The 15,710-nt window shown below is 50.7% G+C and carries 12 protein-coding genes and 3 pseudogenes; 7 read left to right on the forward strand and 8 right to left on the reverse strand.

Annotation, left to right across the window (positions count from 1 at the left end):
- Nucleotides 1–61 precede the first annotated feature (61 nt).
- From AAC853_RS00830 to AAC853_RS00855, 6 genes and pseudogenes are all read left to right on the forward strand, one after another.
- Nucleotides 62–593 (forward strand): annotated as a pseudogene (locus AAC853_RS00830) (IS5 family transposase); the annotation flags it as partial.
- Between the two features lie 270 nt (nucleotides 594–863).
- Entirely contained in the window at nucleotides 864–1,541 is a 678-nt protein-coding gene (locus AAC853_RS00835; protein ID WP_340613371.1) for a DsbA family oxidoreductase, read from the forward strand.
- Nucleotides 1,538–2,662: an oxidoreductase gene (locus tag AAC853_RS00840; RefSeq protein WP_340613372.1), complete on the forward strand. Its 1,125-nt coding sequence runs from the start codon at nucleotides 1,538–1,540 to the stop codon at nucleotides 2,660–2,662. Before AAC853_RS00835 ends, AAC853_RS00840 begins: the two co-directional genes overlap by 4 nt.
- A 30-nt stretch (nucleotides 2,663–2,692) precedes the next feature.
- Nucleotides 2,693–3,904 carry an MFS transporter gene (locus AAC853_RS00845; protein ID WP_340613374.1) on the forward strand — a complete coding sequence of 404 codons (1,212 nt, stop codon included), beginning with the start codon at nucleotides 2,693–2,695 and terminating at the stop codon, nucleotides 3,902–3,904.
- 70 nt (nucleotides 3,905–3,974) lie between these two features.
- Nucleotides 3,975–4,757, forward strand: a complete 783-nt coding sequence (budC, locus tag AAC853_RS00850; protein WP_340613375.1) for a meso-2,3-butanediol dehydrogenase — start codon at nucleotides 3,975–3,977, stop codon at nucleotides 4,755–4,757.
- Between the two features lie 153 nt (nucleotides 4,758–4,910).
- A complete protein-coding gene (locus tag AAC853_RS00855) occupies nucleotides 4,911–5,135 on the forward strand; it encodes a transposase (RefSeq protein WP_340613377.1) in 225 nt (74 codons plus the stop codon).
- Nucleotides 5,136–5,137: 2 nt separating this feature from the next.
- Here AAC853_RS00855 and AAC853_RS00860 read toward each other — a convergent pair.
- The 7 genes and pseudogenes from AAC853_RS00860 to AAC853_RS00890 all read right to left on the reverse strand — a co-directional run.
- A pseudogene (locus AAC853_RS00860) lies at nucleotides 5,138–5,305 on the reverse strand (group II intron reverse transcriptase/maturase); the annotation flags it as partial.
- A 37-nt stretch (nucleotides 5,306–5,342) separates the two neighbouring features.
- Nucleotides 5,343–8,264, reverse strand: a pseudogene (locus tag AAC853_RS00865) (Tn3 family transposase).
- Between the two features lie 21 nt (nucleotides 8,265–8,285).
- Nucleotides 8,286–10,676 (reverse strand): TOTE conflict system archaeo-eukaryotic primase domain-containing protein, encoded by a 2,391-nt coding sequence (locus AAC853_RS00870; RefSeq protein ID WP_340613378.1) that lies wholly within the window; start codon nucleotides 10,674–10,676, stop codon nucleotides 8,286–8,288.
- 28 nt (nucleotides 10,677–10,704) lie between these two features.
- A complete protein-coding gene (locus AAC853_RS00875) occupies nucleotides 10,705–11,280 on the reverse strand; it encodes a recombinase family protein (RefSeq protein ID WP_368444284.1) in 576 nt (191 codons plus the stop codon).
- Nucleotides 11,281–11,422: 142 nt separating this feature from the next.
- Entirely contained in the window at nucleotides 11,423–12,310 is an 888-nt protein-coding gene (locus AAC853_RS00880; RefSeq protein ID WP_340613381.1) for a DNA replication terminus site-binding protein, read from the reverse strand.
- A gap of 316 nt (nucleotides 12,311–12,626) precedes the next feature.
- On the reverse strand, nucleotides 12,627–13,118 hold the full coding sequence (locus AAC853_RS00885) for a hypothetical protein (RefSeq protein ID WP_340613383.1): 492 nt from the start codon (nucleotides 13,116–13,118) through the stop codon (nucleotides 12,627–12,629).
- Nucleotides 13,115–13,507 carry a hypothetical protein gene (locus AAC853_RS00890; protein ID WP_422824155.1) on the reverse strand — a complete coding sequence of 131 codons (393 nt, stop codon included), beginning with the start codon at nucleotides 13,505–13,507 and terminating at the stop codon, nucleotides 13,115–13,117. The genes AAC853_RS00885 and AAC853_RS00890 overlap by 4 nt, the downstream gene beginning before the upstream one ends.
- On the opposite strand from AAC853_RS00890, the gene AAC853_RS17720 reads away from it, so the two are divergent.
- Nucleotides 13,482–13,841: a recombinase family protein gene (locus tag AAC853_RS17720; RefSeq protein ID WP_422824156.1), complete on the forward strand. Its 360-nt coding sequence runs from the start codon at nucleotides 13,482–13,484 to the stop codon at nucleotides 13,839–13,841. The genes AAC853_RS00890 and AAC853_RS17720 overlap by 26 nt on opposite strands.
- Nucleotides 13,842–13,868: 27 nt before the next feature.
- Here the strand turns inward: AAC853_RS17720 and AAC853_RS00900 are convergent, their stop codons facing one another.
- A complete protein-coding gene (locus AAC853_RS00900; RefSeq protein WP_340613263.1) occupies nucleotides 13,869–15,665 on the reverse strand; it encodes a Tn3 family transposase in 1,797 nt (598 codons plus the stop codon).
- Nucleotides 15,666–15,710 lie beyond the last annotated feature (45 nt).

Genomic DNA, 15,710 nt, shown 5'->3' on the forward strand with positions numbered 1-15,710 from the left:
TTAGACAGCATGATGATTTGGTATAATTACTTTCGCCAAAAAACAACCAGACCTCACCATCATGCCGCGAACTATGTTAACAGATCTCTATTGGAATAAGCTATCTGCATTAATGCAACATACCGGTTGGGTTTATGACAAACCTGAACACCGTTTGACCTTGGAAGGGATCCTTTACCGAATGAGAACAAGCATCCCCTGGCGCGATTTACCGACAAAGTTCGGTAAATGGAATCGCGTCTTTTCACGTTTTAATGCCTGTCGAAGAAAGGTGTTTTACAGCTTATTTTCAAATGGTTATCTGATATTGCGGATACAGAATGGTTGTTTATTGATGGAACTATTGTTCGTGCTCACCAGCATAGTGCCGGAGCAGCCTCAGATAACGATGAGGCGATTGGTAAAAGTCGTGGCGGGCGTTCAACCAAGATCCATTTAGCGGTAGACAGCGGAGGTTTGCCCGTTCATTTTGAACTCTCCGGGGGACAGGTTCACGATAGTGTTCATGCGGAAAGTCTTGTCTCTGAGTCCCCTCATCCGAAGTCGTTATCGCTGACAAAGGATATGACAGCCAGCGTTTCAGAACATTTATGGTCTCTTGACTCAGAGTTCGAGTCGTAGCTATCTCCCAGAACAGGTGCATGGCCTACTGGAGGGCTTTATCACGATCGAAAGTGCGCGGGCGACCCACTTTCGCCATCTTGGACTTCTTTGCTCATCTATATAGATACTACTCGTTATAAAAGTCGTTGACAGGTGTGATCTTGTGCCGTACATTTGTACCAATCGTTATATAATTAGATGGAGCACCCCACGGCTGATGGATGTTAGTGGACGTAAGCCATCCAGAAAGGAGTTCTCCTATGCCCGACAGATTACAGATCGAGTTCGTCTCCGACGTGTCATGTACCTGGTGCGCCGTAGGCCTGCGCAACTTGGAGCTGGCGCTCAAGAACCTCGGTGACGACATTAAAATTGAAATTCGCTTCCAGCCTTTCGAGCTGAACCCGCAGATGCCAGCCGGCGGCCAGAACCTGATCGAGCATCTACAGGAGAAGTACGGCTGGGACCGCCAGCGTACCCTGGAGACGTTGACCCACATCTGCCGCAGCGGCGAGCCGATCGGCATCGACTTCCGGCTTGGCGAGGAAAGCCGCATCTACAACACCTTCGATGCACACCGTCTGCTGCACTGGGCCGGCCTGCATGGCAGGCAGAAAGAATTGAAGCAGGCGTTGTTCACCGCCCACTTCACCGATGACGACGATCCGGGCGACCACACGCTACTGGTGCGGCTGGCTGAATCGGTCGGACTGGATGCGGCAGAGGCCTGTACCGTCCTCGCCAGCGGCTCTTATGCGCAGGAAGTTCGGGACGATGAACAGACTTGGCGCGACGCGGGTGTGGACTCAGTTCCGACGATCGTGTTCAACAGCCGTTATGCGCTGACCGGAGCACAGCCGCCGGAAATCTTCGAACAGGCTATGCGCCGGGTGATCACCGACACTACTATATCCACACAGGCAGGAACATCGAAATGAGCGAGAAAAATCCCTTCACATGGATCGACAATGGGGAAACGTCTGCACCGCTTTGTACTGACGGTATGTGCACGATACTCGATACTCCGCAGGCCAATCCGTTGTTCACACCTTTCACACTCGGCAAACTGTGCCTTCGAAATCGTTTTGCACTCGCCCCTATGGGCCAGCAACGCTCGCCAGGCGGCGTACCGGACGCGGCGATGGCGGCTTACTACGTCAGCCGAGCGGCCCAAGGTGGCGCTGGGTTGATCGTCACCGAATCCACCGCCATCGATCATCCTTCGGTTGGCGAGAAGTTCCCTAAGTGGCCACGACTTCGCCGTGGCCCAGGCGAGGCCGGCCATGCAGCCTTGGCCGATGCTGTGCACGAGGCTGGCAGTGCCGTTTTCGTGCAGCTCTGGCATCCCGGCTCTCATGACCTCGGGCCGCAAGACTCCACTCAGGCCATTAGCCCATCGGGCCATTGGCCGATCAGCGGGGCCCACGGGCGTGCAGCGACAAAACGCGACATTGACGAGCTGATAGGCGCCTACGCCGACGCCGCTGCGCTGGCCCAGGAACTGGGATATGACGGTGTTGAGCTGCATGGTGCCCACGGGTTCCTGATTGACCAGTTCCTGTGGACTGTCACCAATCAGCGCTCCGATGAGTACGGCGGCTCGCCAGTGGCGCGTGCGCGCTTCGCCGCCGAAGTCGTTGCTGCGGTACGCGCGAGAACTGGACCAGCTTTCCCGATTAGCTTCCGCGTCTCGCAATGGAAGTCGCGTGTACATGGCGCACGTTTGGTGGCTGACGCCGAAGAACTGGCGACACTGCTTGCCCCCATCAACGCCGCCGGGGTCGATCTGTTCCATGTCTCGGTGCATCGCTATGACGAAGCGGCATTCGACGGTTCAGACTTGAGCTTGGCTGGATGGGTTAAAACCATCACTGGAAAGCCGGTGATGACCGTAGGCGCTGTGGGTCTTGATAGGCAAGCGCGCCCCGATCCACTTTTCGATTTTTTGCCGCTCGTGTCTCGGTTCAAGCAAGGGGAATTCGATCTTGTGGCTGTTGGCCAAGCCCTTTTGCATCAGCCTGACTGGCTTGCACAGCAAGCCGTCCGTTTTTCCGTCTGATTTAACACTATCTTCGAGAGGAATCTTGTTATGAGCAATTCAACCATGCTGGATGGGCGTCCCACGTCTTCCACGCCTGACCATCTCCCTATCGTTGGCCTATTAGCGCTGGCAATGACTGGATTTATCAGCATCTTGACCGAAACACTCCCTGCCGGTTTGTTGCCGCAGATCGGTGCTGGCTTGGGTGTCTCCGAAGCACTAGCCGGGCAAACCGTAACTCTCTATGCTTTAGGCTCGGTGCTGGCTGCCATTCCATTGACTGTCGCTACACGAGGTTGGCGGAGGCGCACGTTACTGCTCACAGCAATAGTAGGATTTTTTATTTTCAACACCATTACAGCCTTATCTTCGAACTACACACTTACTCTGATAGCCCGCTTCTTTGCTGGTGTCGCTGCTGGCCTATCTTGGAGTTTACTTGCCGGGTACGCCCGACGCATGGTGCTACCCCATCAACAGGGGCGTGCTATGGCGGTAGCAATGGTTGGAACACCGATTGCCCTGTCATTAGGTGTACCGATGGGGACATGGCTAGGCAATCTGGTCGGTTGGCGCATCACTTTCGGGATCATGTCTGTCCTGACGTTGGTACTTATTGTATGGGTTCTTTTTAAAGTGCCCGATTACCCTGGGCAAACTAAGTCGCAACGACTGCCACTGCATCGCGTATTCATAACACCTGGTGTCCGTCCTGTGCTAGCGGTCATTGTGGCGTGGATGCTTGCCCACAACATTCTATATACCTACATCTCACCTTTTGTCGTGCCTGCTGGGCTCGCAGGGCGTGTGGATTTGGTGCTACTTGTATTCGGTTTTGCGGCACTGGCTGGAATCTGGATCGTTGGTCAGATCGTAGATCGTTGGTTACGTGGCGCCGTTCTGGTAAGTCTAATAGCCTTTTCTTTGGTCTCGCTGGCTCTCGGATTAGGTGGTAATTCGCAGCTAGTTATTTACGCCGGCGTTGCTGTTTGGGGGCTGACCTTTGGTGGAGCAGCAACTTTACTGCAAACGGCTCTCGCAGACAGCGCTGGTGATGGAGCCGATGTTGCGCAATCCATGTGTGTGACGGCCTGGAACTTGGCAATTGCCGGTGGTGGTGTTGTCGGAGGTGTACTACTAAATATCCACGGAGTCTCCGCATTCCCTTGGACCCTGCTGGCGCTATCTCTGATTGGCTTGCTGATCGCTGGGGGTGCACGCACTCACGGATTTAAGCCTGGCCCACGCAGCCATCACTAATGAACAGCATGAATTCAGTTTTGGAATGAAAATTCTGTGGAACTTTACTTCTTGACCTTTGGAGAATCACATGAAACGTTTTAAAGATAAAGTGGTAGTTATAACTGGAGCAGGCTCGGGAATTGGCGCAGCCACCGCCAAGAGATTTTATGATGAAGGTGCTTTGCTGGTTTTGTCTGGACGAAATAAAGAAAAACTTAAAAACAGTTCAGCATCATTTGAGGAAAGTCGTGTTTGTATTGTGACAGCGGATGTTTCAGATCCAAATTCGGCCCAAGACCTCATAAAAAGAGCTGTCAATCATTTTAGCCGGATTGATACCTTGATTAACAACGCGGGCGTCGGCTGGGAAGGTAGTGTTACCGGAGAAACTGCTATTGATGACTGGCGGCGAGTTTTTGCGATCAATGCAGAAGGGGTTTTTCTTGTGTCGCGTGCGGCCCTACCTCACCTTGTGAATAGTGGTGGCTCAATCGTCAATGTTTCGTCTGTAACGGGACTACGCGGAGACTGGGGAATGAGTATTTACAACGCCTCGAAGGGTGCTGTCTCTAATTTCACCAGAGCATTGGCCTTGGATATGGGGGCACAGGGAGTTCGCGTCAACGCTGTGTGTCCAACGTACATTGTAACCGACATGGCTCAGTTTGTTACTGACAGACCTGCGTTGGTTGCAAAGTTCGCCGAGCGCATTCCACTTAAGCGCGGCGGTCGTCCGGAGGAAGTTGCTAGTGCTATCGCATTTCTGGCTAGCGATGATGCCCAGTTTATCACAGGTGTCAATTTGCCTGTCGATGGCGGCGTTACGGCATCCAGCGGTCAGCCTAATCTCTTTGAGGAAATTGCGTCTTGAGGACTTGTGGAGACGAAGTCTGAAATGAGGTCTTGGGTGAGTAGAGCTGTCCGGTCACCCAGACAGCTCCCTCCTCAGAACCGGACGTGCGGAACTACCGCATCCGGCTCCCGACAGACCTGTGTCCCCACACATATTCAGTGAGAATTGTCAGTGAAGCGTCGCCTAGAAGTCTTTTATCTTCCCGCTTATTCGCCGGAACTGAATTCAGACGAATACCTGAATTGTGATATCAAGGGGATGATACATAACGGTCCGGCCATGCGCAGTGTCGAAGAGATAAAAAAAAGAACACGTTCTTGTATGCGAAAATTACAACGTCGACCAGAGCGTGTGAAAAGTTATTTCAAATCACGGTTTATTAAATATGCCGCATAACAGATGTATTTTTCCACTGGGTTAATAAATTGCTCAATTCTTCTCTGGTTGTCAGAAATACTGTGATAATTTATCCAGCCTCTGACTATCCTAATGACAGTAATCAGGATTAACCTGATATCAGTCGTATTCAGGTTCTTACGGAGAAAGTTTCTGAGTCCCTTCAATTTGAGGCAGTGACCGGGTAGCTGCGATAACTGCCAACTTTCAGGCAACCACCTCGATCGGCAACCTTGTTTCCATATCAAGTTCAAATATCCCGTAGGGGTTTACATGGGCGTAAATCAGCGGCGTCAGGGCCCTGAAGTCTTCTGCCTTCATTTGTGACAGCCATACGGGCTCATGGAGTACCTGCTGGATCATCAGCGTGTTCACATAGACCAGACAAATCTGCAACAGATGCAGCGCCAGGACTGATAACTCCTGCTCTTCCAGACGGTTTGTCGCCACCTCTCCGCCTTTACCATAAAAAATGAACGCATTTGCACTATTCCAGTTTTCCACTACGTTTAGTCCTTCGTTTATCTCAATGCGAAGATCTTCGGAACCAATATACCGGCATAAGAAAATGGTTTTTATTGCTTTCCCCAGCTCAGCTAGAGCCTTATAAGTCGGATGCTGAACATTGTTCCTGGTAAACCGGCGTAAAATGGCTTCTGGTTCTGCGGTTCCCTGTTTTAACGCTGTTGCGTATTTAATCATTTCATCGTACTGCTGAATGATGAGTTCCCAGTTAATGGCGCGGGTTAATATGGGGTCCAGATTTGGATAGTCTCCGGTTTTTTCATCACCGGTACGATAGAGTTTCTGGCTGGCGATAGCCTTAAGGCGCGGTAGCAGGTCAAAACCGAGTAAATACGAGAAAGCAAAAGCAACTTCACTCTGCCCGTGGCTGTCGACGTACTGTCGCTTGATATCCATATCAGTACAGTGGCGTAAAACACCCTCTATCATGGCGGCGACTTCAGAAGAAGAGCAACGTTTCAGCTGGGAGTAAATGCAGGTAGATTTCTTTTCCACATGCCAGTAAATCATGACGCCACGGCCGCCATACCGGATATGCCATTCGGTCATCAGATTTTGATCCCAAGAGCCAAATTTTTTGGAATCCGAAGCGCAGGATGTTGTTCCTTCCCCTCAGACGGCAGGATTACGAACAGCAAAAATCGCCCGGGCAACCTGACCAATCGCATTACGCAACGCGGCTTTATGTACATAGCGACGCCGCACATTCAGCAACTCTTTGTAACTTATCCCATGGCGCCCACCGCTGACTCGTTTTAAGCCGGTATTGGTGCCCATACCATAAAGGCAAAGCAGTAAACGTTGCTGAAGGCTTTGCCTGTCGAGGTTCTCCCTGTCTGCAACACTTTTAAAATGATCACTGAATCCTATCCTCAAGTCCGCCTCTTTCAGCACATCGAGCAGGCTAGTCATGGGCCACCGGCCAGAGATCTCACGTTTCAGACAAGCCAGATTAACGGGTTCCTCCTGGGGCTCAAAGGGAGTTATAGAGATCCTGTTTTTACCCTGGGATCGAATTTTTACATTGCGATTCTTAGGCATATCGCGGTTGAGGGCTTCCAGCGCGGTATTCATATCATCACGTAACTGTGAAACGAAGGTGGTGGCATCGGTGGTCTGACCAAGGTCACGGTAGTAATTTTCACGGTTAGCATCGAAGTCCTGCGGAAGATCATCGTCGGGATTTCGATAACGATCAGCATCCTCCACCCAGATTTCCTTACTGCGCAGGCGGTTCCTTAATGCCTGCAGAACGCAGATCTCGTAGTTTATCCGGTTGATTCGCTTTTCGCCCTGATGCTCCTCGATGACAATGTCATACCACTTGGGCTGAATCACGCCCTCCACGGGAATGGAATTTTCAAGTTGTATATACCGCTGGGTGCATTTCTCATTCTTTTTAAGCCAGTCCAGCGCATCCAGCACCGGATGATGACGGCTGTTACCGGAACAAAAGGTCAGCGCATCCAAGATCTTGGGCAGCATACGACGGTAGTGGTTGCTGTAGGAGGACCTGAGGATCTTATGAACCTGCTGCTGGTAAGCCGGGCCCGATGATTTGAATTCTTTCAGCAGACTTTTCAGCGTATCTTCTCCCGCGATCGGGTACACAACCTCTTTAACCAGCCCCTCAGGATTATTCAAAACCGCTTCCGCTATCCGGAATAAAAGTGCCGTTTTGCCATGAATTTTCTGAAAATCTGCGAGCAGTGTTTTAACCAACCGGCGTTCGGAGCGTGCTGACAGCCGATGAACGATCTGAATGAACAACTCAATCAACCCGTCGATTATCTCCCTCTGACGACTGTACAGAAATACGGCGTAAAGCCCGTAACGGATTGTCCAGGGATGCTGCCTCATTTCCCAGGCACTTTCGCTATTCGCGCGCTGCCGGTAACGTTGCAACACTTTTGTGCTGAACGAGGCAAACATATCAACCGGCAGATGCAGTGAACGTATAAAATTGAGTTTTTCGACCTCTTTTAATACGCTTTCCAGCCCTATACGCCCGGGGTCTGATTTGAGGTCGCCAAAACTTACTCCCTCAGCGTCATTGCTCAGTGAGGCTTCCATCAACATTTTGCTGCCAGTGGACAGACTGTCAGCGCAGCGCTGGTACAGATGGAGTTCAAACTGTTGGAAAGACGAACGTACCAGCCGTTCCAGTTCCTTATCGGCAGGACATTCCACCTTGCGTTGCTGAAACCAGCCAAATGCAGTCTCGGTGGCGTCAGCAGGATCAGAGCCATGAGGATAAAGGGTATTAACTAGCCAGTCTGAAAACGCATGTTTATCTGTTGCTGATACCCGGCGTATACCCAGGAAGTTAAGGATCTCCTTGCGATGCCGGGCCCCGGTTCGTCCGGACCACTCATAGTCCCGAAACCCGGAAACATCCGCATCCAGCTGATCGGCTAGATAGTGGAGTGGCGTTTCCGGGATCTCATCGATTGTCGAAGGGAAGCGCCCGGTGTTCTGATAAAACTTAAGCTGAACAGCAAATGGCAGGTGATTTCTGGCGGGTTTGGTTTTGAGCAAGCGGGTTTCTTCAAACTTCAGACTCCAGTGCTCTGCCAGCTCATCAACATCCCAGATCCGTTTCATTTTGCCGTCCCATTATCAGTGTTACCATAACGTTAATTTGACGGGGGTTCCTGAATCAGGCTCTGCATCATTTTCAGCCACGACCCGGTACCCCATCGCCTTATAACCCCGCTGACGTTTATCCCACATTCTGAGCAGCGCAGGATAACCCGTATCCACAAAGTCGATTATTCTGACATCAGTTTTGCCCGATTGCTCCCTGTGGAGGCGGCCAGCATACTGCTGTAGCGTCCCTTTCCACGACACGGGCATGGCAAGAACCAGCGTATCCAGGGGAGGATGGTCAAACCCCTCGCCAACCAGTTTACCTGTTGCCAGCAGAATACGGGGCGCATCCGGTGACAGGGCGTTCAACTCGGAAATGAGCGTCGTACGCTTTTTTTTCGATAACCGTCCGTGAAGAACAAATGGTGATAATTTCAGCAGTGCCAGTTCGGACGCTATGTCATCTAGGTGATCAGTACGTTCGGTCAGCACCAGAACTTTACGCCCCTGTCCGAAAGCAATTCTGGCCTCGTCAGCAATAGCTGACGTTCTTTCCTTATCCAGGGCTATTTCTCTGAAAACATCCTGTATTCTGGCATCAGATGGCAGATTCCCGTGTGTGAAACGTGTACGGGAAACGACCTCCAGATTATGGGGACTTTCTTTTGGGCGGGCTGCTGTATGGCGAATAGGTCCACAGTGCATAAATATGATGGGATGTAAGCCATCCCGTCGAACCGGCGTTGCAGTCAGTCCCAGCACATATCTGGCATTTGCCTCTTTCAGTATCGCATCGAAAGAAGCCGCGCCAATATGATGGCACTCATCAACGATGATTTGCCCATGATTCTTAACCAGCGGATCCACCTCTCCATGCCTGGATATTGATTGCATCACCGCAATATCAATATCACCGCCAGGTTTGTTTTTGCCGCCCCCTATAACACCAATATCGTTACTGGTTTGTAGAAACAGACGGAGACGCTCCTGCCATTGTTTCAACAATTCAGTTCGATGTACCAGCACAAGTGTATTGACTTTTCGACGGGCGATAGCTGCCGCCGCAGTGACCGTTTTACCAAATGCGGTTGGCGCGCAAAGCACACCGCAGTCATGGCGCAGTAACTCAGAAACCGCAGCGTCCTGGTCTGGCCTCAGTTTTCCCAGGAAAGCTACATCACATTCTGTTCCTGCGAACCGTTCGTCTGTTATTTCACAAGCAATGCTGTTGTCGTGCAGTAAAGATAACGCCGTATCCAGACACCCACGGGGCAAAGCAATATGCTGGGGATAATTCTCAACACAGCCTATTACACGGGGCTTATCCCATACTGACATGCGCATGGCCTGAGCTTTATAAAACTCAGGGTTCTGAAATGCTGCCAGCCGGATCAGTCGGTTGGCCAGCGCCTGGGGTAATTGTGCTTTTTCGAAGTAGATCAGGTTAGCAAGCGTGACCTTCAGTGAATCCGGTAGCGGAAGGTTAAGCCTGGTATCTGATGATTTTTCGGGCTTCCATGGTGTGGCCAAATCCTCTTCGTTGATAAAGGTCACATCCAGAGGATGAGTATTTCCGGTAGCCCGTAATATCGTCGGCTCAATATCATGAGCGTTCATCGGTATCACCGACGCCAGGAAAGCCCACTGGTCAGGATAAGGCTGGAGTGTAGCATCAACAAAAATACTCCCACCCGACTCTCGCGGCCCTTTTTGCAGAGGCAGCGCAATCAGGTTACCGAATCCACCTTTTGGCATAATATCCTGATTCGGAAACAACCGGTCATAGGAGCCCAACTGGAGCTGGCGGGTCCGGTTACAGGTATGACTGATAATAGCCGTCCCCAGACGGCGGGCATCCCTGGCCAGAACGCGGGACGCAAAAAACACCCAGATATGAGCTCCCTGACGCGATCTTGATACTTCCAGTGCTGCTGGCACACCGAGTTCATCGCAGGATTGCATGAACGCTGACGCATCGGCCTGCCATTCTGCTTCGTCAAAATCAACGGCCAGAAAATAACAGAAGTCATCTTCAAGCAAAGGATATACACCTATGGTGTGTTCGCCAGCCAGATGCCGGTAGATAACGGGATCCGATATGGGAATGAGCCGACGGTGAGAGCAGTCGCTGCATTTTATCCGGGGTTTACCACATATACCTGGCTGCCATTCGTTGGCACAGGCGGGAGAATAGCCCGACTTTCCGCTGTTTTTACTTTCCCAGCGCAGAGCCCATACATCATCCCGCCCCCGGAACAGTCGGCGAAACAGCGCAACCTTGTCGTCAGTAGATAAGGTTGATAATTTTTGCACCGAGACCTGCCGCTTAAGTCGCCACTCAATCCCATAGGCATCAAGTAACGAAATCAATCGGGCATTTTCTGCCCGCAGTGCCGATAATTCATCGCTGTCAGATTGGCGAACCATACTCTGTTGTAAATACCTCCGAATCGATTTATGTCTGTCCGATCTCAGTCATCCGATGTCTGGCAAGAAGTCGCACCACGGTGGAAGGGTGAACACGGAACAGACGTGCAGCATCAGCGCCAGTTTTCTGCCCCGATGTGACGAGCGAGACAATCTCTTTTTGCTGCTGAGGTGTTAATTTGGGGCGTCGTCCACCAACCCGACCATCTTGGCGTGCCGCCTCAAGCCCGTTCCTTGTTCGTTCACGAAGCATGGCGCGTTCAAATTCAGCAAAGGAGCCAACGATCTGCATCATCATCCTTCCTGCCGGAGTTGATGTGTCAATATTTTCGGTAATACTGCGGAAATCAGCCCCCGTGTTTTCAATCTTCTCCAGCGTCAGCAATAAATCCTTCAGAGAACGGGAAAGACGATCCAGTTTCCATACAATAACCTGATCATCTTTGCGTAGCTGCTGTAAAAGACGTTGTAGCTCGGGTCGGTCCCATCGTCCTCCCGAAGCTTTTTCCTGGAATATCAGTTCACACCCGGCTGACTTTAGTGCTGATATCTGAGACTGAGTATCCTGTTCCTGTGTCGAAACCCGGGCATAACCAATGAGCATGATTGCGATTTCCTGTTGCCATTTGCGTGTATATTGCAATACATTTTTGCAATGCACAAGGCCGCATCGTTACGTTGGGACAGAGATGGTTGCACAAACGTTCGTTTATGCGTGAAGGTGGGAGAGTTGGCAGTTATCGCAGCTACCCGGTCACTACCCCAGGGAAGGATTCGATAGTGACTCCACCGAAGGTGCCAAGGATTTCCGATGCCGCTTTATCAGATCGGGTTTTGCGTTGTTCTGAGGCGTCAAAGCTACGAAGCAATTTGAGCTGAACCTCCTTGTCCTGGAGCACGATCAGGGGCATTGGCGCGGTAACGGTTTTGAGTACCCCTGCGGCCATGACGTTTGCCACCGGCTGAACCTTTACTTCCCTTCGTTCCCGGAGATAAGGCTCCGGGGTGCTGGCGATCTTCTGGATAAGCTGCTCCAGGGGAAGTTGATAGTCTGGCCCAGATCGCTCCAGCTCCTCTCTGATGCGTTGCAAAAGCTCCTCTTTTACGGGCTTCTTCAAGGAGTCCTTCCGTTGCCAGGTGAGGCGGATAGAGTCGATGTCGCCATTGGTATAGCACCGAATTTGTCTGTAAAGGTGGAGAGTCATGACGCCAGGGCAGTCCGCTCGAAGTGCTTCAAACCTCTCTTGCCTGGTGGGGTACGTCGAGATAATGAACTCCTCGATACCAGCTTTGGCCGCGTTGATGCGTTCAACCGTCGCCGCAATTTCGTCAGCTACACCAATCCTGGAAGGGGAGAACCAGAGTACCCCCACGGTGCGCCTGGCAGACTTCTGCGAATAGTCTGGGTTGATGTGAAGATCTCTGTAGCTGTGTGCTGCCAGCTCAAGAGCTTCGCGGCCAGTTTGTTCAGTTACGACAATCTTGTTGACGGGCTCGTTTTCCATTCCTTTTCTGGTAGGAGGGATGGCCGCAACTTTTGCGTACCGTGGCGGTAGTCGTTTGATAAGGGAGGACAGGTTCGTTAAGTCGCGGCACATGGCCGAGAATTGTTCTGATATGAAGTTTTTAGCCATGTTGCCGCCTATGTGTGGGTTTGTTCTAACAGATCATTGGTTACATGGTAGACAGCTTTAGACCATCATGCAAAGTGGGGGATAGAGGATGCCAGCCCCACCCCCGCAGTCCCCCTCGGCCACATTTCTGACTTGCCCCGCACTTTTCTTCTTTCTCTCTTTTTCTCTCTCTTTCTCAATCTAATCACATACACGAAGGTCAAACAGGACATCCGCCGACGCGAAGCGGAGGCGTATTCTTGCCCCTCTCCCTCGTTGCATGATGGTCTAACTTTGTGGTATTGGGACTATTTCTGGGGTGCCTTGGTATGTGCGATTAGGACAGATTGCGGTCCATCCACGCTGATTGACGCAGCAGCGCGATGGCATCAGAAGGGGTAACTTTCCATGCGTTGGATAGCTGGCGAACTGCGAAGACTGCGAGCTCCATCCGGTCGTCATCATTGATGAAATTCTGGAGCTGGTTTCCTCGCTCGCTCAGGATGATCGCAACACCGGCCTTGCCGTTGTTGTAAACCGCAAAGCTCTTATTCTTCGAGTCGCCGTGATAGGAACCCTCAGCCTTGCTACGCAAGCCAAAGAGAACGCTGCAAAACGCCGTCAGTTCGCCACGAGTGAGCTGCACCGTGATCTTGCTTTTCCAGTCTGGGCTGGACCCCGATGCCCTGATCGGCGCAATCTCGATGCTGACCGTAGGATACTCACCTCTGGTTAGCGTGTGTTGCACATTCAGGCCGGTGCGTTTCGCGGGGTCCTTCTGCCAGTCTGAGAAAAATTTGAGGCTATCGCCGTAGGATTGTTCTGTCATTCCAAATTACCTTTGCTTTGAAGCTCCTGGAGCTGGACCACGAGGTCACGTTGGACTTTGGCTATCTCTGTCACCAGGTCGGCGGTGGCAATAGCGTCGGTCGCTGCTGAATGGGCTCGACCTTTCCAGCTCACACCAGCCTCGCAGGTGGCATCCGCAAGTGAGATTGTGCCGTGCCGGTTGGTTGAGCCAAAGGCATCAGCCGCCAGCTTCATCGCGCAAAGCCCGGCGAGAGCTGGCGCAACTTGAGTCCACGTAGGCTCATTCGACAGCTCTGCCTCGGTGATACCATGAACACCCATTGCCTGAGGGTCAATTTCCACCGTTGGCCGCAATCTGGTACAGAGGAGAACAGCGCCTTTGATGTCTGTAACAGCCAGCTCGATCACCTGGTCTCTTTCACCAAGTCCAGTCGTCTCGGTATCGAGTACCAGAGGTTCCAGAGCGACCCACCTTTGTGCCAAGACAGAGGCCTTTGCCAGGTTGCTACGCATTCTTGCCTTGACCGAAAGGATGGATTGCGCCCTTATTTCAAAATTAGACCGGCTTGCACGTTCAGTGGATCATTTATCACAAATTTCTAGTCGCTTTCAGCAAGAAAATATTGATTTGGTCGTTCTGGATCAAAATATTGATACCCGAACGTCAACAGGGCGTCTTATGTTCAATATGGGGGTTTGCGCCCAATTCAGCGAAAAGTTCCATGATGTTAAAATTATTTAATTATTTCAAAATGTTAAATGAAAATGATCAGCCTGCTTCCTCGTAAACATCATACTCATTACTATCATCCATCTTTGATTCGAGCAGCGGGTCTACATTTTCTAGCAGACTGTCAAGACTGAATGTGTCGCTTTGTTCTGCGAAGATGTAGTTCCCTGCCAACTGGATATGGCTCCAGGCCACTGGGGAGAGATTGGCCAGTATTTCAATTGCCTCACTGTTACCTTGTTTTTCAAATCGTTCTACCAGTCCGGATAACAAGGCTGAATTGTAGTAGATAATGCAATTGGCAATCAGACGGGCGCAATCGTTCCATTGTTCAACCTGATAATCATTTCCGCCTCGAAACTGATTTCCATTGACAGACGCGATGGCTCTTCTGAGCTGATGATAGGCTTCTCCCCGATTCAATGCCTGTTGCACAAACTGTCTCAGTGTCTGATTGTCCATGTATTCAAGCAAATAGATACATTTAACTAACCTGTCATACTCACGTAGGGCAGATAACGTCGAGTGAGTTCTCTTGCCATTTGACAGCTTTCTGACCACGGTACTCTGATTGGTTGCCTTGCGACTCAATGAACAAACAATATGCTGGATACGTTCCCATTCATCCATGATTAACTTGTACTTTATCGGTTTTTTCAAAGAAATATGGAGTTTTTCACCCAGCAAGGTGATATCGAACAATTCTTCAAAGATTTTTTTGAACTTGGCATAACGAGGGGCAAACTGGTAACCGAAAATATCCAGCAAGGCAAAATTGACATTATTGATCCCATGATTATCCGTCGAAACCGAGAGCGGCTGGATATCACTGCTGTTGTTATAGAGCAGATCAAAAGCAAAATGCCCCTCAAACTCATTTGGGGCGTTCACGGTAGTATTGACCGGAACATGATTGACGACCAGCGACAATGCTGATACTCCTTTACCTTTGCGGAAATATTTGGCAGAAAAGCGAGCCTTGAATGTGTTTATCCGGCAACCGTGTTTTTGTCCATCGATACTACCAAAAGGCGCTGCTTCATTGATGGTGTAATACTTGAATATGGGTAAGCGGGCGATCGCATTGGAAATAATATCATTGGCAGCGTGGGTCGTTTCCGGTCGAATATAACTATCATTGACAGCCCGGAGTGCCCCTACGCTGCGATCGGAAACGGCGGCTATTCGATGTAGGCCGTAGTTTGCTCCGTTGCCGAAGATACAGGCAATCAAATCGCCTTCCCGTGCCTCTGACTCTTTCTTATAGGTTGTCATGTTTTCAAGGGCGTTGAGATAACCTGTTTTGTGATTGACATAACCCATAATTTCAATAATCCCTTTGTGCTTGAGCTGGCTGTAAACCGGGTTGTCAATACCGGCTTTCCAGCAACGGTTCGCCAGACTCCATGTCAGACGGTTAGAGCGGGGCTGGCATTTTACGAAATCATTGGCATCAGCATTAATGTTAGCTGTTACCCGATCAAGCAAGGTATTTAACCTCATTTCCAACTGCATCAGCGTCTGGGTAATGGGGGCACTAAGACGATTAAGACCTGTTTTTTCAATCAGCTCTGCTTTTTCCGCCATCCAGACATCCACCGGAATAAGGTCATCTTCCAGACGTTTATTCTTTTCACTCTCACTCACATAGATCCTGCCGCTATTGATCATATGATCAATCCGGTGATACAAATAGAACTCAAACCGCTGGAGATGGACGTCATCGCCATCAAGAAGATAACGCAGGTCGCGTGGACGGATGAATTCCTGCGTCACACACATGATTCGTTTGTGTTTGTCCAGATCAGCTTTTGCCGTGGTTATTTGCTCTGCCATCAGAGGCTGGTCAGGGGAACACTCAATATCGATAGCCCTGAACAG

It is taken from the genome of Xenorhabdus thailandensis, from assembly GCF_037996785.1.
Classification (GTDB): domain Bacteria; phylum Pseudomonadota; class Gammaproteobacteria; order Enterobacterales; family Enterobacteriaceae; genus Xenorhabdus; species Xenorhabdus griffiniae.